Origin of the sequence: Sphingobacterium multivorum (assembly GCF_039511225.1) — a bacterium.
In the GTDB taxonomy this organism is placed as follows: Bacteria; Bacteroidota; Bacteroidia; order Sphingobacteriales; family Sphingobacteriaceae; genus Sphingobacterium.
The window spans coordinates 5201820-5220122 of sequence record NZ_CP154261.1 but is presented as its reverse complement, the minus strand read 5'-3'; the positions used below and the strand labels follow the sequence as shown (position 1 = coordinate 5220122).

15 protein-coding genes are annotated in these 18303 nt (G+C 40.1%); 10 read left to right on the top strand and 5 right to left on the bottom strand.

Annotated features, from left to right (window positions below; translation table 11 throughout):
* Window positions 1–4 precede the first annotated feature (4 nt).
* From AAH582_RS21885 to AAH582_RS21860, 6 genes are read left to right on the top strand one after another with little or no spacing between them, the layout of a single operon-like run.
* Window positions 5–1747, top strand: coding sequence for a TonB-dependent receptor (locus AAH582_RS21885; RefSeq protein WP_046672750.1), 1743 nt, complete (start codon window positions 5–7; stop codon window positions 1745–1747).
* A 40-nt stretch (window positions 1748–1787) separates the two neighbouring features.
* Window positions 1788–3233, top strand: a complete 1446-nt coding sequence (locus tag AAH582_RS21880) for a hypothetical protein (protein ID WP_343320577.1) — start codon at window positions 1788–1790, stop codon at window positions 3231–3233.
* A gap of 31 nt (window positions 3234–3264) precedes the next feature.
* Complete coding sequence (locus AAH582_RS21875; RefSeq protein ID WP_046672749.1) at window positions 3265–3972, top strand: MotA/TolQ/ExbB proton channel family protein; 708 nt, start codon at window positions 3265–3267, stop codon at window positions 3970–3972.
* Complete coding sequence (locus AAH582_RS21870) at window positions 3972–4382, top strand: ExbD/TolR family protein (protein ID WP_046672748.1); 411 nt, start codon at window positions 3972–3974, stop codon at window positions 4380–4382. Before AAH582_RS21875 ends, AAH582_RS21870 begins: the two co-directional genes overlap by 1 nt.
* Window positions 4383–4440: 58 nt before the next feature.
* Entirely contained in the window at window positions 4441–5268 is an 828-nt protein-coding gene (locus AAH582_RS21865; protein WP_046672747.1) for an energy transducer TonB, read from the top strand.
* A gap of 11 nt (window positions 5269–5279) precedes the next feature.
* Window positions 5280–6584, top strand: a complete 1305-nt coding sequence (locus AAH582_RS21860; RefSeq protein ID WP_343320573.1) for a bifunctional folylpolyglutamate synthase/dihydrofolate synthase — start codon at window positions 5280–5282, stop codon at window positions 6582–6584.
* A 113-nt stretch (window positions 6585–6697) separates the two neighbouring features.
* Here AAH582_RS21860 and AAH582_RS21855 read toward each other — a convergent pair whose 3' ends face one another.
* Together AAH582_RS21855 and AAH582_RS21850 are read right to left on the bottom strand one after the other, a co-directional pair.
* Entirely contained in the window at window positions 6698–7717 is a 1020-nt protein-coding gene (locus tag AAH582_RS21855) for an asparaginase (RefSeq protein WP_046672745.1), read from the bottom strand.
* 12 nt (window positions 7718–7729) lie between these two features.
* A complete protein-coding gene (locus tag AAH582_RS21850) occupies window positions 7730–8497 on the bottom strand; it encodes a TatD family hydrolase (protein WP_312742619.1) in 768 nt (255 codons plus the stop codon).
* Window positions 8498–8860: 363 nt separating this feature from the next.
* Here AAH582_RS21850 and AAH582_RS21845 point away from each other — a divergent pair, with 363 nt between their 5' ends.
* From AAH582_RS21845 to AAH582_RS21835, 3 genes are read left to right on the top strand one after another with little or no spacing between them, the layout of a single operon-like run.
* Entirely contained in the window at window positions 8861–10255 is a 1395-nt protein-coding gene (locus AAH582_RS21845; protein ID WP_231585215.1) for a TolC family protein, read from the top strand.
* A 1-nt stretch (window position 10256) separates the two neighbouring features.
* Window positions 10257–11213, top strand: coding sequence for an HlyD family secretion protein (locus tag AAH582_RS21840; protein ID WP_046672743.1), 957 nt, complete (start codon window positions 10257–10259; stop codon window positions 11211–11213).
* Between the two features lie 11 nt (window positions 11214–11224).
* Entirely contained in the window at window positions 11225–12397 is a 1173-nt protein-coding gene (locus AAH582_RS21835; RefSeq protein WP_343320569.1) for an ABC transporter permease, read from the top strand.
* A 79-nt stretch (window positions 12398–12476) separates the two neighbouring features.
* On the opposite strand, the gene AAH582_RS21830 is transcribed toward AAH582_RS21835, so the two are convergent.
* The 3 genes from AAH582_RS21830 to AAH582_RS21820 all read right to left on the bottom strand — a co-directional run bounded on the left by AAH582_RS21830 (window position 12477) and on the right by AAH582_RS21820 (window position 17291).
* Entirely contained in the window at window positions 12477–13499 is a 1023-nt protein-coding gene (locus AAH582_RS21830) for an FKBP-type peptidyl-prolyl cis-trans isomerase (protein WP_046672741.1), read from the bottom strand.
* A gap of 23 nt (window positions 13500–13522) precedes the next feature.
* Complete coding sequence (locus tag AAH582_RS21825; RefSeq protein ID WP_046672740.1) at window positions 13523–14533, bottom strand: DHH family phosphoesterase; 1011 nt, start codon at window positions 14531–14533, stop codon at window positions 13523–13525.
* Window positions 14534–14651: 118 nt separating this feature from the next.
* Window positions 14652–17291 carry a hypothetical protein gene (locus AAH582_RS21820; RefSeq protein ID WP_343320566.1) on the bottom strand — a complete coding sequence of 880 codons (2640 nt, stop codon included), beginning with the start codon at window positions 17289–17291 and terminating at the stop codon, window positions 14652–14654.
* 411 nt (window positions 17292–17702) lie between these two features.
* Between AAH582_RS21820 and AAH582_RS21815 the strand changes: the two genes are divergently transcribed.
* Entirely contained in the window at window positions 17703–18092 is a 390-nt protein-coding gene (locus AAH582_RS21815) for a DUF423 domain-containing protein (protein ID WP_046672738.1), read from the top strand.
* Window positions 18093–18303 lie beyond the last annotated feature (211 nt).

The window sequence follows — 18303 nt, the reverse complement described above, 5'->3', positions numbered from 1 at the left end:
TACAATGAAGAAGTTGCAAAATAGAAACGTGAAGAAATATACTTTAGCAGCGCTTTTGATGGGCGTGGGATTGAATTCTTTTGCACAGGAAACAGGCAAGAAGAATGATCCTGAAAAACCGGTCACTATCGATTCTTTTGATGTTGTTCGTGATTATAAACCAATTCTTGCGGATGCTGTAAAAATCCGCCGCAGTCCGGATATGACCAACAAACGGGAATACCAACCCAAATTGTCCTACAACAATATTTTGGACAAGAAATTGGATATCAATACGGGTTTGAAACAATTGAATGTACAGGAGATTCCTTTTGCGCAACCTTTCGAGCATAGTAGCAACTATGTCAAATTTGGTATCGGTAACTATAACAGTATATTGGGAGAGGCTTATTTAGCTTCTGAGCAGTTTGAAAACACACGGTTTGGCTTATTTGCAAAACATTTGAGCCAAAAGGGTAATATTGATGGACAGAAGTTCAGTACACAGGATATCGGTATCTTTGGTCGCCGTGTATTGGATGCGGTAACCGTTAAAGGTACCATCGGATACAATCGATATGGAACGAATTTCTATGGTCAGACTTTTGATCAATCGGGAACAACTTTATTGAATACGACTCCGGATAAACAGACCTTTACAGATATCTATTTGAATGGCGAGCTGTCAAGTAATGTGGATCCGAAGAATGAGCAAGCATTAAGCTATTCCGCAAAAGTTGATGGCTATTTGTTTAAAGATGCCTACAAAGCCAAAGAAAATTCGATCGCATTATCCGGTTATTTGAATAAGCGTTTAAGTGCATTCAATGTTGGGGCAAATTTAAGCGTAACAATGAATAACGTGAAAGATAGCGCTGAGGTGAAAAATCATTTGGCGGTTATCAATCCATATATTCGTTTTAAGGGCGACAATTATAACGTAACCTTGGGCGCGAATTTAACTTCTGAATTTGGCGATAGCTCAAGATTCAATATTTTCCCATCAGTAGAGGCTGATTTTGCTTTGGCTCCTGAATACATCTCTTTGTTTGCCGGGATTAATGGTGGCGTAAAACAAGCTTCTTTCCGTAGTTTCGCTAAAGAGAATCCGTATTTGGCTCCTAACGCTAAAATGATCAACTCGATTGAGAAAATGAATGTTTATGCGGGTTTAAAAGGAAATGCCGGTGCAACATTTGGTTATAAAGTAAAGGTATTCTACAAGCAGATTGAAGGACTGCCTTTATTTAAAAATAGTGCATTTGGTGATAGTCAAAATGGTTATGTGCCTTGGGCTTTTGATGTTGTTTATGATGGCGTGATCAATAAGGCTAAACATATGGGATTGGAAGGAGAAATCAATGTACGTCTTTCACAACTGGTTAATCTGGGCGGAAAAGTGTATATAGACGATTATAAATTGAGTGATGAGGAAGAAGCATGGGGATTGCCAAAATTCCGTATGCAGGCGAACGCACGCTTCAATATTTCGGATAAATTTTTCGTAGATGCTGAACTTTCTACACAAGGCAATACCTATGCATATATCTATGATTATAACACAGATGGTAGCCGTATTGCCAACAGCGGGCATAAGGCAACAATAGGTTCATTTGCTGATCTTAATGCAGGCGCAGAATACCGAATCAAAAAACAATTTGGTATTTTCGTCAAAGCAAATAATATTTTTGGGAAAGAATACGAACGTTATATGTATTACCCAAGATTGGGCTTTAATGTAATTGGTGGTCTTAATTATTCGTTTTAACGAATTAAGATTATAAATTTGCATCTTAAAATAATGCGCGATGAATCTAGGCAAAAACATCAATAGTTTATTAAAACGTTATGCGGAAGTATACGTGCCCGGAATAGGTGTGTTCAAACGAATTCATTCTCCGGCTCAGTTCGATAAACAAAATAATGTGTTTTTGCCACCAATTTCTTATGTTGAGCTGGACTACTCTGCTCAACATGGATTTAATATTGTTCATTATATCCAACAACAGGAAAACTTGGGCCTCAATCAGGCGCAACAGATCTTATCGGAAACTGTTGAGAACCTGCGGGCTGATTTGGGGCAATTTGGACAAGTCAAATTGGATGATCTTGGCTTATTGATTAGTTATGGCACAAGTTTAGTCTTCAAACCCTTGGATCTATCGGGATTCGACTTCCAGCCCGTTACAAATCTTGTTGCACCAAAAATTGAAACCGTTGTTTCGTCTTTGGAAGAAGCCAAAGAAGAACTTACGAACTTAGCTATTGAAGATGCCCCTGTTGTTGAAGAAGATCCTGTGGTGGAAGCTGATGATAACGTAGAGCCTGTCGAGGAGTCTATTTCGGATACGGCAGATCGAGATGAAACGATTGGGGTTGAAGAGGCGAAAGAAGAAGCTGAAACAGCACACGAGCCAGTCGTTGTAACGGATTCTGTAGTGAATGAGACTGTACAGGAAACTGAATTGGCAAATGATCTTGATGATGATGAAACCGAAGAGTCGCCATTAGCAAAAGGGGAAGCGGAGGAGCTTGAACCTGCAGATGCAGCTTTGATAGCTGATAGCAATCAATCGGTTACTCCAAAGGAAGAAATCGCTTCAAAAAAAGAAATCGGTGCTATTGCGTCGGCTAATGCCAACTCAACCTACGCACCAAATATCTATGAGGAAGAGCCGCGCAGTTCAAATGCGATCTGGTATTGGATGACTGGAATTATTGTACTGGCAATGGTTGCTGTTGCGGTCGTATACACCAATCCTGCATTAAAGGAATCTTTATTCGGGTCGACCAAACCTGTTGTAAAAGCGGCAGATACCCTTGTTCAACAAAAGCCGATCATGCCTGCCGATACCTTGTCTAATACGCAAGCCGATAGTCTTCGGAAAATCGATTCTTTGGCTAAGCGAAATGTAGCCGATTCTGTTAAAAATGCAGCTGCTGTACCAGCGACCAATGCGGCAGCAAAATCTCCGGTTCTGGAAGCAAATCCTGTGATCAAAGAGTCTATTCCTGTTGCACAACCGCGGTACCAGGTGGTCATTGGATCCGCAAAAACTATGGCAAGTGCCGAGCAGGAGGCACAACGTCTTCGTGCATTGGGCTATAAAACAGCACGCGCTGTTGAAGGGAAAAATAAAAAAGATAGAAAGAAAATCATCTTAAATACCTACATGACAAACGAGGAAGCACAGCTTGCTAAGAAGTCGGTACTCAATAAGATTAAGGATGCTTGGGTAGAAAAGATCTTATAAAAGTTAAAACTATATAAAACTATTAATAATTATGTCATTAGTACAAGATACAGCACGGGCTGCTGTGGATTCGTTTAATCAAGCTGCACAACAACCATTACCTGCTGCTGCGCCTACAGAAAACATGAGTTTGATCGATATGATGATCAAAGGGGGATGGATTATGGTTCCAATCCTATTGTTGTTCTTTATTGGATTGGTTATCTTTTTTGAGCGTTATTTGACGATTCGTCGTGCTGCAAAATATGACAACAGCTTAATGTCACAAGTAAAGGCAAATGTGTTGTCCGGGAATCTGGATTCGGCATTAGCTGTAGTTCGTTCAAGTAACTCAGCTTTGGGACGTATGTTGCAAAAAGGCTTGTTGCGTGTCGGCAGACCGATCAAAGATATTGAAGGAGCGATCGAAAACGTGGGTAAATTGGAAGTTGCCAAGTTAGAAAAGAACATCAATATTTTGGGTATTATTGCTGGTATTGCCCCTATGCTTGGTTTCGTAGGTACGATCTTTGGAGTAATTAAGATTTTCCACGACGTTGAATTAGCTGGTGGTATTGATATTGCTTCTGTATCTGGGGGACTATATGTAAAAATGGTATCGTCTGCATCAGGTCTTGCGGTGGGTATCTTAGCTTATTTGGGCTACCATATCCTGAATATGATGGTGGAACGATTGATTTTACGGATGGAAACGGATGCAGTAGAATTTATTGATTTATTGGATGAACCCGGAAGATAATGAACTTACGAAGTAGAAAAAATAAACCATCTGCAGAAGTACATACTTCAGCGCTGAATGACATCATGTTTTTCCTGATGTTATTCTTCCTGTTGGCTTCTGCAGTTTCTAATCCGCAAGTGGTGAAGCTATTGTTGCCAAAGTCAAGTGCGGGAGAACAATCTGTTGCTAAAAAGACCGTTACGGTATCGATTACAAAAGATTTGGGCTATTTTATTGATAAAACACCCGTTCCAATTGAAGGATTGGAGGCTGCAATTCAATCCCAAATGGCTGCAGGCGAGGAAGTGACAATTATGCTCTATGTCGATAATACGGTTCCCATTCAAAATGTTATTTCTGTTATGGATGTAGCGAATCGATTGAAGATTAAAGTGGTATTGGCAACAGAACCCAAAAAAGATAAGTAAGAATAATTAAACTTTTTGAAAGTTTATTGTTCATATGTTAATATAGGAGATTAATGCGATGAGATATCATCTTCAACATGAAGAAAATAATTTCCCCAAAGCGTTGGGGATATCGACTCTAGTCATGGCATCGTTGCTCTTGATTGGTTTTTTTGTTGTTTTTAAGGCACAGGCTCCGGATGAATATGGAATGGGGGGAATGATCGTTAATTATGGAACATCACCCGAAGGTATGGGGGATGACTATATGAGCGTTGAGGAACCTTCTGTAGATCCCAATGCGAATAATGAACGCCCAGACCGTATCGATCCTGTCGAAACACCTACCCCAACTCCAACGCAGCAAGTTGCGGAGAAGGCAGTCGCTACCCAGGATCTGGAAGATGCTCCTGCAGTAACAAAAACTGAAAAAAAGGTAGTATCAAAGGCGCCTGAAACCACCAAAGAAGTGAAAGAAGTGGCTCCTCAGGCAAACGCTAAAGCACTTTTTAAAGGGAATAAAAACAATGGTAAAGGAGCTGGTGATGGTACAGGGACAACACCTGGAAATCAGGGGTCCAAACTAGGTGATCCTTTAGCAAGTAATTATGGCGAAGGGGGATCTGGAAACGGTAACATGATGTTGTCTATTGAAAATCGAAGCTTTACACAACGACCAAGTATCGACGATAATGGACAGCAAGCAGGAAAGGTTGCTGTGGAGTTTAGAGTCAATAAGCAAGGGGTTATCACCTATGCGCGTGCTGGTGTAAAAGGAACGACGATCACCGATCCATCGTTATTGGAGAAATGTGAGCGCGCTGTACGTGGCGCTAGGCTAAACCAATTGCCGAATGCTCCCGACTCACAGACGGGACGGATTGTGTTCAATTTTAGATTAAGATAAAAATCATTCACATGAATGCTTATAATGAGGCAATCGAGTATCTGTATACTCGATTGCCTATGTTTACAAGGGATGGCGCCTCTGCCTTCAAAAAAGACCTTGACAATACCATCAAACTTTGCGCTGCGTTGGACAACCCACAGCGAAAATTCAAAACGTTACATATTGCTGGCACAAACGGAAAGGGATCTACCTCCCATATGTTGGCCGCTATTTTGGCCGAAGCAGGCTATAAGACCGGCCTCTATACTTCACCACATTTACTGGATTTCAGAGAACGTATTCGTGTCAATGGAAAGTTATGTGAGCAAGAATTTGTTGTCGATTTTGTCAATACCCATCGCGAGCTTATAGAAGAAGTCAGTCCATCCTTTTTCGAAATTACTGTAGCCATGGCTTTTGATTATTTCGAGAAGAATAAGGTTGATATCGCTGTCATTGAAGTCGGCCTTGGCGGGCGTTTGGATAGCACCAATATTATTCAGCCTTTGCTGTCCGTAATTACCAATATCGGTTTTGATCACATGAATCTTCTCGGTAATACACTGGCAGAAATTGCTGCGGAGAAGGCGGGAATTATCAAAAGAGATACTCCTGTCGTTATTTCGGAATATGCCGAAGAAACGGCTGCTGTGTTTGTGGATAAAGCAGCAATCGAGCATGCACCGATACAATTCGCTTCTGACAAGTATGAGACCAAGATGCTGGCCGTCGATCAAGATTATTTAACGGTGCAGGCCATTGATCCTAGCGGTCAACAAGCAACATATCAGCTCGATCTTAAAGGCTCTTATCAGGTGAAAAATCTTGCCGGCGTGTTATTAGCTGTGGATGAGTTGCGTCAACTGGGCTTTGAGATCAGTGATCAACATATTCATCACGCGGTGAAAAACGTGCAAGCAAGTACAGGAATTCAAGGGCGGTGGCAACAATTGTCTAAGGATCCATTTATCATCTGTGATACAGGGCATAACGAGGACGGAATTCATGAAGTGCTCAAAAATTTGGCGACAACAGTTTATGATAAATTGCACTTTGTGATAGGGGCAATGCGTGATAAGGATTTATCCCATATGTTGCCTTATCTACCGAAAGATGCGACCTACTATTTCTCCGCTCCGGATATGCCGCGTGCAATGCCAGCGGATGAGTTGCGGAAAGAAGCTTTGGAATTTGGTCTAGTTGGACTCGATTATCCATCCGTGGAAGCCGCGTTTGATGCAGCAAAAGAGGCGTATCAGCAAGGTAACCTAATTTTTGTTGGCGGAAGCAATTTTGTTGTTGCGGAAGTGCTGGCTAGTTTGACGCATGAATAGGAATATCACCTTTTCTCGCAAATAAATCTGCGGGAGGAATTCATAGAAATTGATCATAAAAAGGGAGCTGCATGACGTGCAGCTCCCTTTTTATACTTTTGTATCGTTGGTCATTAGTCATTGATTGTCAATTCACCACGAATATCCTTTTCAATCCAATAGGCGACTTCTTTTTGATCTTCTAACTCACCTTGAAGATACATCAATTTAGTTACTGCCGCTTCAAATGTAAGGTCGTAGCCATTGAGCACGCCGATAGATTTAAGTCCTTGTGAAGTCTCATAACGACCTAATTCAACAGACCCTACTTTACATTGTGAAATGTTGAGGATATTTTTACCTTGTTCAATGGCTTCCTTCAATAGATCCAGAAACCAAGTGTCGGTGGTTGTATTGCCCGATCCGAATGTTTCCATAACTATGGAGCGGACATCGGAATCCAGGACTGCTTTGATAGTTTGCGCAGAGATTCCCGGAAATAATTTTAATACAGCTACCCTGTTGTCCAGTTTGGTATGTAGGATAAATTCTTTATCAATATTATTTAATAAAGCATCTGTATTGTATTTAAGGTGAATCCCAGCTTCGACCAATACGGGATAGTTTGGCGATCTAAAGGCCTCAAATTTGGCCGAATTGTATTTAAATGAGCGATTGCCGCGGAATAATTTATTGTCGAAAAGAATACATACCTCTTGGATAATGGAGATGCCATCCTGCTTCGCCGAAGCGATTTCCAACGCTGTCATCATATTTTCCCTGGCGTCCGTTCGGATCTCACCGATAGGTAGCTGAGAGCCGGATAAAATGACCGGTTTTTGAAGTCCTTCCAACATAAAGCTCAGTACGGAGGCCGTAAAAGCCATTGTATCGGAACCATGTAGAATAACAAAACCGTCGTAATTCGCATAGTTATCCTTAATAATTTGTGCCATTTCAATCCATATTTCAGGCTTCATGTTGGATGAATCGATAATAGGTTCGAAAGAGTGCACGGTCAGCTTATAGTCTAAGCGACTTAAATCAGGGAGATTACGTTTGATCAATTCAAAGTCGAAAGGAACGAATGTTCCTGTTTCATCTTTAACCATTCCAATGGTCCCACCTGTGTAGATAATAAAGATATTATGCATTGAGTTTTGAAATTATATACCAAATATACGTTTTGAATTTTCTGTTGTGATTTCGGCTACCTTCTCGACGGAAATCTGATGCAGGTCAGCTACTTTTTGAGCGACGTAAACCAAATAGCTGCTCTCATTTTCTTTACCGCGGAAAGGGACAGGTGCCAGATAGGGTGCATCGGTCTCAAGAACGATATGCTTCAAGTCTATTTCTTTAACCACTTGATCTAAGCCCGCTTTTTTAAAGGTAACGACTCCGCCAATACCAAGGGCGAATCCTAAATCGATCGCCTGATGGGCCTGCTCCAGGCTGCCCGTAAAGCAGTGCAGAACGCCAAACAGTCTGTCGTCGTGGAGTTCTTCCAATAATTCGAACAATTCAGTAAAGGCTTCCCGGCAATGGATATCGATTGGTAAATTTAATTCTTTAGCCCATTGAACCTGAGTTCGAAAGGCATCTTTTTGAATTTCAAGCGTGCTTTTATCCCAATAAAGATCCAGCCCGATCTCACCTATGGCATGGACTTTGTGTGTTTCCAAGCTCTTTCGGATGGTTTCTAACTCTTCCACATAGTTTTCCTTTACGTCGCAGGGATGTAATCCAAGCATGGGAAAACAATGGTCTGGATAAGCTGCTACGGTATCAAATACAGGTTTTATGGAAGCGCTATTCACATTCGGCAAAAAAAGGCGTTGTATGCCATTATCAAAGCAACGTTGTAGATGTTCTTGCAGTTTTTCGGTTCCTGCATGGTAATAAATGTGTGTATGTGTATCTGTAAGCAACATAGTTTTCTGCGTGGAAGCAGTGGGTTAGGGTAAAAACTTGTTTTTATTATTATCGAATAAAGTGGTAGACTTAATTACCAAAATTTCAATTCGATCTCCAAAGATAACTTATTAATTAGCAAAAATGAAAATTAATACAGGATTCCTTCGATTGAGATGAATTCCTTTTTCGTATCTTGGAAAACGCCATTAGGAGGAGGACCGCCCCTTCATGCCATGAGGACAGTAGTAACGATTATTATTGCCCCTTGGAAAGATAGGTCGTAATAAAAAGAGTCAGAAGTCAAACATACCGTAAGATTTACTGTTAAACAGATAAAAGAGGCGGTTGTTGTCCTATTTTTATAAGAATAAATGAATCATATGATGAATAAGAGGTTATGCCTGGGTTTGTTGACTTTGGCGTCGGTTATGTTTATAAACAAACTACATGCGCAATCATTGATTGACCCATCGGTAAAAGACATTATTCAAAAAGCCTTTCAGACAAATAAAGAATTGAAATTGAAGGCTTACGAAGTCGATAAAGCACGTCTGGAAGCTGATGGTGTTAAAGCAAATCGGTTGCCGCACGTCTCCGCACTCGGGCTATACGGTTATGTACATAGCAATGGGAGTATTGATATTCCTACAGTTAATATTCCTTTGTTGAACCTAGGCCTGTTTGAAGGAGCAACAGGATTTAGTATGCATGGGCAAGCTGCTTATGCGGGAGTGTCTGTAAAGCAGATTATCTTTTCCGGATTACAGATTCCGAATGGAATAAAAGCATTGCAGGAGAAAGCTGCGGCTCAACAATATTTAGAATCGGCCAGTCGAGAGACACTCTCAAAGGATATTATAGCATCTTTTGATCAGTTGATGCTGTTGGATGAGGTGGATAAATTAATTGTAGATTCTGAAAAGCGATTAAAGAAAGAGCAGGAAAAGGTGAATAAAGCAATTCAAAATGGACTTGCAATACCTTATGATCGAGATAAATTGAAATTGGCATTACTGGAATTGGAAGAGAAAAAGGTAGAACTTTCTGGCAATCGGGATTTGTTGTGCCAAAAGATCGAACAAGAAACAGGCGTGTCTTTTCAGGAGGTTGGTGGAATTCATTATGGACTTAAACCTATATTTTTGTCAGAGCTACCACGTGATGTCGAACAAAGATCCGAATTGAAAGCACTAGATGCTTCTTCAAAAGCGTATGAATATCTGTATAAAAAAGAGAAGGGGGGAGCTCTTCCTGCTGTCTTTGCCTTTGGATCTGCAAACTATCTGAATGTCTTCAATTCCAAACTCACGGTGAAAGACCAACCCCTGTTTGGTACAGTCAATTTGCCACTTAATTCCATCAAGGGAAGTCCAAATGTCATGGTCGGCGTAGGGGTTAAATGGGATCTCTATACTGGTGGGGAACATCACAATAAGATTAAGCAAGTCAAACTCGATCAACATATCAATACAACCAAGCGGGAAGATACGCAGGAAAAGTTAAATCTATTATTGAGCAAGAATACAGTCACCTATACGACTGGCAACCAAAAGTTGAAAGTAGGGGAACAGCAGTTGAAAGTTGCCGAAAATAACCTTTCTATGGCTGTTAAACAGTATCAAGCCGGCTTAATAGATGTTACGGAGTTATTGGCTGCTGAAAACGATTGGTACAAAGTTAATTTGGGTTATTTTAACAATGTATTGCAGCAACGTACTGCTGCGGTCGAATTACTACATACATCAGGAAAATTATTACAAACTATACATGAGTAACATGAAGAATTTATATGGGATATTATCGCTGTTTATTTTTGTTTCTTGTACAAATCAAGTGAAAGAGAAGCCTATTGAAGGTAAGGTGGAGCGTGAGCAAGTGACGGTCGTGACAAAGGTCCCGGGAAAAATTGCGAAGCTTCTGGTTGAAGAAGGGGACTTTGTGCATGCGGGTGATACCTTGGCTATTTTGAGTATTCCCGAAGTGGATGCTAAAGAAGAACAGGCAAAAGGGGCACTACAGTCTGCTGATGCACAATATAACATGGCAGTCCGGGGCGCTACAAAAGGACAACTCGTGCAATTGCAGGCGAAGGTAGATGGACTTAAGGAACAATATGAATTTGCGAAAAAATCTATAGGTCGGTTGGATGCCCTTCTGCAGGACAGTCTTATTCCACAACAAAAGTACGACGAGACCTACGCCAAATATCAGGGAGCCAAAAATCAATATCTTGCAGCACAGGCTGAATTAGCTGAAGCAAGGGGTGGGGCTAGACAGGAACAGCAGATTATGGCCTTGGGGCAAAAAGAACGTGCACTTGGAGCGATCTCTGAAGTCAATGTTGCTGCGCAGGAGAAATATGTCATTGCTCCACAGGACATGAGTGTGGAGACGATTAATCTGAAAGTCGGTGAATTGGCGATGGCTGGTTATCCCATTATAAATGGTTTCCTCGATCGATCGACCTATTTTAGATTCACATTGCCCGAAAATAAAATGGGAAAACTTCAAAAAGGAGAGGCCGTGGAAGTAGAAATTCCTTACTTGAATCATAAAAAGGTTAAAGCGAAGGTGATTAGTATTAAAGCCTTAAATTCGTATGCAAGCATCGCCTCAGCTTATCCTGATTTCGATCCGCAACAGGCTGTATTTGAATTGAAGGTTATCCCTGAAGATGCTGCCGGTAGCAAAGATTTGTTAACAAAAACGCTTGTGGTTCTCCATGCGAATTAAAGAGCTTGACTGTGAAAAAATTTTTAGAATTGATCCAACGGGAGTTTAAGCTCTTTTTCAATAATAAAGTGCTATTGATGCTTTTTCTAGGGGCGCCGGTATTATACGGTGTCTTGGTGGGACACGTTTATCAACAAGGTAAGGTAACGCAGATGCCGATCGTTGTGGTTGATGAGGATAATAGCCCCTTAAGCAGTTCATTTATTGATATGCTTTCCGATAATGAGAGTATTGACGTTGCCCGTGTATTACCGTCCTTATTTGATTCAAAAGATATTGCCATGCAATATGAGGCAACAACGATTGTGCATATTCCCAAGGGTTTTGCATCTGGAGTACAACAGGGACGTTTGCCCGAAATGACTGTTTTCGTAGATGGTGCCAATACATTGACCTCCAATACCGCCATGATGGCTGTTAATGTTTGTGCCTCGACGTTGAAAGCGGGCATACAGATTCAGGCGCAAATGAAACGTGGTGTTCCCGCAAAGATTGCTGCACAGCAGTACGAACCTTTTAAGACAACTTTTGTTAAGCAAAATATCCGAAGTGGAAATTACCTGTATTTTATGCTGCCGGGAGTGCTAATTACCGTGCTGCAGCAGGTCTTGCTCTTAGGTTTGGCTTTGTCTTTTTCCTCCGAATTTGAAAGTAATACATTTCCAGAACTTGTACGTAAAATCGGTAATCCGATTGGACTTATTCTTGTTAAGATATTACCTTATGTTTTGATGTCTGTTGGTATTCTGGTTTTATATTGGGGTTTTGGTCAGTATTACCGTATGCCTTTACAGGCCGAATTTGGTCGCTTTGTCCTGTGTACTTTTGTCTTTTTGCTCGCCGTATGTTTTATCGGTGTACTCGTCAGTATTGTACTGCCTTCGCAGTTGAAATCGACTGAAGTGCTTATGGTCATTGCGACGCCAGCATTTATCTTGAGTGGCTTTACCTGGCCGTCGAGTCTAATGCCAGGATGGATACAGGCAATAGCAAATGTAATCCCATCGACCCATTATCTACGAATTTTTAGGTTAATGTTTATTCAGCATGCTGAAAATTACCATACCGATAAGGCCCTGATCGCATTAACCATCATCATGATCATCAGTTTTATATTGGCCGTAGTAATACTGTGGCTAAAAATACGGAAGATCAAAAAAGAAGATAAAAAGGTTAACGCATAACCAATAAAAACAGGAATAACAAAAAAGCGGTTTCATTTTGATGAAACCGCTTTTTTGTTAACTGAAATTTACAGTCAAATTATTTTTTTGCTGCTGGAGCTTTCGTTGCAGGAGCTGTTGCCGCTGGAGCAGTAGTTCCAGTAGGCGCTACCATGCCTGGAGTTGTTGCTGTAGGAGCAGGAACTTTTCCAGGTTTAATATCCAATACTTCTACTTCAAATACTAAAGGAGCATATGGAGGGATAACACCTGAAGGGCGATCGCCATAAGCCAAAGATGAAGGAATGACTAAAGTTGCTTTTGTACCTTTGTTAAACAATTGGAAAGCTTCAGTCCATCCTGGGATCACACCATCAACACCTAATTGGAACTTTAATGCCTCATAAGGACGTTGAGGATTGAAAACTTTCTCTTTTTTAGCTACATCTGGAAGGTTTGTATCAAATACTTTTCCTGTAGTTAATGAACCTACATAGTTCACATGAATAGAATCACCTACTTTTGCATTTGTTCCTGTTCCAGGTTTCGTGATTACGTATTGAAGACCTGAAGCTGTTTTTGTTGTTTTTAAGTTTTTATCCTTGATGTATTTTTCAAGTTTAGCTGGTTCAGCAGCTTTGTGTTTGTTCAATTCTTCTTCAAAATATTTCTGAACTTGTTCGCCCAATTGTTGGTCAGTTAATTTTCCTTTTTTGAAGTGTTTTTTGACTTTGATCGAATAAACAATGAATTTATCTGCAAACTCTGGTTTTGGTTGGTGTGTTTTAGCAGCCATAGAATCCAAGTTAATTTTGAATACCAAGCTATCGCCTTCACCTACGTATTTGAATAGACCAGTAGGGTCACCTGGATTTTTTGCGATGATACTATCTGGATATAATTGAACGATTTGAGGGACTCCCATGTCATACGTACTTTGCATTGTAGAATCTCTGTCCGTTTTCACAACCATGTCGAGTGCTAATAAATCGCCTGATACTGCTTTTTCTTTTGCATTATCGTCTACGATTTTATACTCAAGACCACCTTCAGCCTTTTTGAATTTTTGGCATGACGTCATCAAAAGACCGGCAGCCGCGAAAAATAGAATTGCTTTCTTCATTTTCTAATGTATGTTACGATATCTTATTTTGTTAATATTTCTTTATAATTTGGTAAAACCGATTTGAATTTTGCAATCACTGCTTCGAGGCTTTCTTTCGAATTACCGCCTGAAGCGTTAAGATGCCCACCCCCATTGAAATACAATTTACAGATCTCATTGCAAGGAACTTCTCCAATCGAACGCAAAGATAGTTTAATTTGTTCATTTCTGTCAATAATTAAAGCAGCCAATCGAATTCCTTTGATCGAAAGTGCATAATTGACCAATCCTTCGGTATCGCCGGTGATAACTTCAAACTGCGTGAGATCCGCTTTGGTGACATGGATAATAGCGGTGTTATATTCATGGATAACCTCTAGACGATTCAGTAGACAGAACCCTAAGAATTTCAGGCGGCTTTCAGACGAACTATTATAAATCTCTTCGTGAATAGCCCAGTTTTGTGCGCCGCAATCAATGAGTGATGCAATGATGCGGTGAATTTCAGCAGTGGTCGAACGGAAGCGGAAAGAGCCCGTATCGGTCATAATACCGGTATATAGGCATGTCGCCATGTCTGCACTGATATGGTCTGGATCTTGCATCTCATGGACCAAGAAGCGATAGATCAATTGTGCAGTCGCTGCTGCAGATGGATCCCAAAATGCGTAGTCTTCAAAGCCTTCCGGATCTAAATGGTGATCAATCATGCATTTGATTCCCTTCGCTTGACGAATAGGTTCACCCATTTCGTGAATACGGGCAAGACCATTGAAATCCAAGCAGAAAATTAATTCAGCTGCGTCAATCTGTTGATTGTGCAGGTCAATATCCTGTGTATAAATTTGTACATTTTCCAAGCCAGGTAGCCAATCCAAAAAAGCAGGAAAGTCTGATGGTACAATGAGATTTACCTGGTGTCCTTTCGAGGTCAACCAAAAGTACAATCCTAAAGATGAACCCAAAGCGTCCCCATCTGGTTTGTAGTGCGTTGTAATTACAATACGTTTTGGTTCAGCCAATAACTCTTTTAATTCTTCCGATTTCAGCATAGTCATATTAAGTCTGCAAACCTACTATAAAAAAATTAGATTAGACAAATTTTTTATAAAGATCTTTTTGCATCTTATCGCGTTTGGTGTTGATTTTAAAAAATTGATTTTCAGGTTTTTAAAACTTATATACATAGATCTTGAAATCCCGCTTCATGCAGATTAAATAATTGGCATTGTCGCCATAGTTAATCGGTCCATAATAGAATTTTGAAAAACCTTCTACAGGGAATCCTTCCTGAACCAGGCCATCAGATCCGAAGACATAAATCATGCGATTGTCGGTTCCTACGCCTATGATATCAGATTTACCTATTCGTTTAAAAAACAACGGTCTGTTACTGGCCTCTTCGATGAATTTATATTCAAAGTAGGAAGAAGAGTCTCTTGAACTATAGGCATTCAGTTTGTTGTTGGCTAGAATAACAAAGTCCCTGTCTGCTCCACCGCTAATATCTTCAAAATTAAAGAATGCATCTTTGCCCCAGTCTCCCAGTTTTATTTTTTTGGTTTCGCCTTCGAAAGGAATTTTGAATACACTACCTTTATTGTTTGCCAAGTAAATGAAGGAGTTCTTTTCATCCGACGCCGCAACTAAACCAATTGGATTTTTAACACTTTCCCCATCGGTATCCAATGTTTTTTTATGGATGACCTTACCATTTTGATCAAAGAAATAGACGGAAGCAGTGCTTGTACCAGCAATAATATAATTGGTCTGTCCCAGGCTGGTTGTTTTTAAATCGAATAAAATTCGCCCGTCCACACTATTATTTTCAAAGCCCTCCACTTTTTTGCCTTCGAGGGTATAGGCAAGAATGCGGTCTGTTGCCGGAATATAAATACGTTGCTCTTTATTGAAGGTGGCGATTGTAGCCCCATAAGTTGCCGAGTATGGCAATTCAACTGAAAAACCGGTTCGGTTTTTACCATCTGGCATAAAACGATATAAGCGGTTTTTTGTAACGGCGACAATACTGAGATCCTGTAACTGAATTGGCTCGCCCAAAATTTCACCTTGGAAGAGATTCTGCCAAAGTTCTTTTCCATCTGGCGAAAATGCATGTACCGTATGATCTTGTTCTTGGATCAGGATAAACTTATTCTTCCCATCTTGATCGAAAATCCAAGGTTTATTGATAAGTCGGTTCTCCAGTTGAGCTGTCCATTCTGGTTTGCCCCCTAGTCTCGTATCACTCTTAAAGAGTGCATATAAACTGGACGAAAATGTGCCTTGGTTGCCACTTAGCTGATAGGACCATGAATAGAAATTTTGAAAGCCATATTCATCCTCATCTTTAAAGTTCTTTGCAAAATCAGCTTTTAAGTTATCCAGAATATTGCTTTTACCAGCCTTAGGTTCTAAATAGAACGTTATGTTACTGCGGCTGTTCTGCAATGCTGCATGATTTTTGAAAATTGCAGTACCCGAAAGAAATTGCTTTTCCCGGAAAGATTCACGATAATCTCGCAAGATACCTGTTCGGCTAGCGACAACCATGATATTGTCTACAATAGTGAAATAGGGTCGCGTAAAGCTCTTGAAAGGTTCTCCAAATAATGCATGTAAAAGATTCGAATATTTAAATTGATAGATCGAATCCCCTACAGCAGTACTGAATTTCTTAAGATTATCGGCAAATTGTGTGGAATCCGAAATGCTAATCAAACCAATCGCATCCTGATTGTCCAGCTCCGCGAGTGCAAATTCATCGTTGAAAATTGGCGCAATAATACTGTCAAATGATACTTTGCTATCCTCTTCAAAGTTTTTTATACTTTTCGTCAATCGAGCGTCTTCTTTTTGTTGTACTAACAATGCTTTTAATCCGCTGCGGAAACTATGGGGATCAGAGATACTAAAGTCTATATAAGATGCTGCATTTTTAGGGAGATAGTTCCCCAGAGCTTGCACTTGAGCCGTCTGTGTGGCAAATAACTGTAAGTAGCTATTTTTGCTCGGCGCGAGATCTGTTTCACCCTTAAAGATAAAAGCATCCTTTTTGAAATTCATGTTCCAGGACGTTTGGCCCTTCAGCGAATCGATCAGGTTGAGATAGGTACCAAATTTGGATTTCATCAATATTCGAGCAATTTGCGACAGTTGCTCATTGAAAAAATAGAGACTAAGTGGTGTGTTTTTATTATTATGGTTTACGAAGAACTCGATTTGTTTGGTACTTATTTTCTTAACCTGTTTATCAAAGATCTGGGAAAGCACCTGCTTAGAGTAGCTGGCGAAAATGATTTCGTGGGAATAGGCACAATAAAGTGTACTATCCTTAGTACCTTGATTAAGCCCATAAAATCGTTGGCCTAAGGTGTCAAAGGGTTGTATCTTGTAGTTTTTACCGACGTTTCCAAGCAATGTTGCCAGCGCGTTATTATCAATGCTTTGACCAACCTGAACGCTATATAGCGGAGTAATCTGATCTTTTTCCTGATGAAAAGACAGTAATACTTGCTGCCCCGCTACAAGAGGTGCTAACTGTTCGCTACGTAATAATTCGTCCTTAAGACGTTCCAAATTACTGAAATTGCGTTGGCCAATAATAGCTTTAAAGAGCTCATAGTCGTTAAAGATCGTATCTACCGTCTGATCATTGGCAAAGGAGGCAATGGCTAATGTATTTTCAGGAAGATATTGTAAAGCTTTAGAATCTTGTTTATTGTTTTTATTGAAGTCTCCAAAAAGATAGATCGTGGCCGCGATGACCGCGATGAATAATATAACAGTGATGATGATTGTTTTTTTCATCCTTTTTATTTTTTTCAATGCCTGATAACAACTCGAATAAATCGTCACTAACCCGCTGGTCGATACGATTAAAAATGCAGTTTTAGCAGAACAACTATTTATGAGGTACTCATTTTCTTGTCAGCAGATAAGTACACTAAACTTGTTTTTTAAATGGTGATGAAGTTATCATGCGGCAAATGTTTAGCAAGGATATACAAATCTTGAACCTCGTTCAAGATCTTGGTGAGCTGCACGATGCTCATGATGATTCATACGTAAAACAAACCTAATAAAAATATATGGGAAGAGATAGAAAATCGTTGCTATAATGCGCCTTTGTAATAGAAATTTAACAAAAAATTCCTTATTTTGCTCTGTTTTTAATACATTTATCGCTAGAAACTCATTTTCAGCATTCACTTTAACATAATGAATAAGAAAATCATTTTAGCCGCTTCGTTGTTGGGAGCATTAGCTGTAATATTAGGTGCCTTTGGCGCTCATGGTCTAGAAGGAAAGGTAAGTACATATCATATTGAAACTTGGAAAACTGCAAATCAGTATCATTTCTATCATACCTTCGCCCTGTTATTTTTATCTACTTTTTCGCGGGCAAAGACGTACTCAATTAAAGTATCATTTATTGCTTTCCTCATTGGTATACTTTTTTTCTCAGGATCGTTGTATGTCTTAAGTGTGCGAGAAATAACCGGCTTTGGCAATCCGTCTATTTTAGGACCTATCACGCCTTTGGGAGGATTGTCTTTGATCGTTGGCTGGGTTGCACTATTTATAGCAGCGCTAAAAAATAAATCGTAATCCTATTTAATTGCCTATGTCCATACGAAATCATATTCGTATTTAATCATAACAGAGCCTTCTTGAATAAATTCAGGAAGGCTTTTTTAGGTTACAGTGGATTGATCTGCGATCTCTTGGCTTTTACACTCCGATGTCGCTTTGGCGCCATATGATTGTAGACGGTTTTATGCATCGCCGGAGTCGTTTGACCTCTATTCCTGAAGGTTTT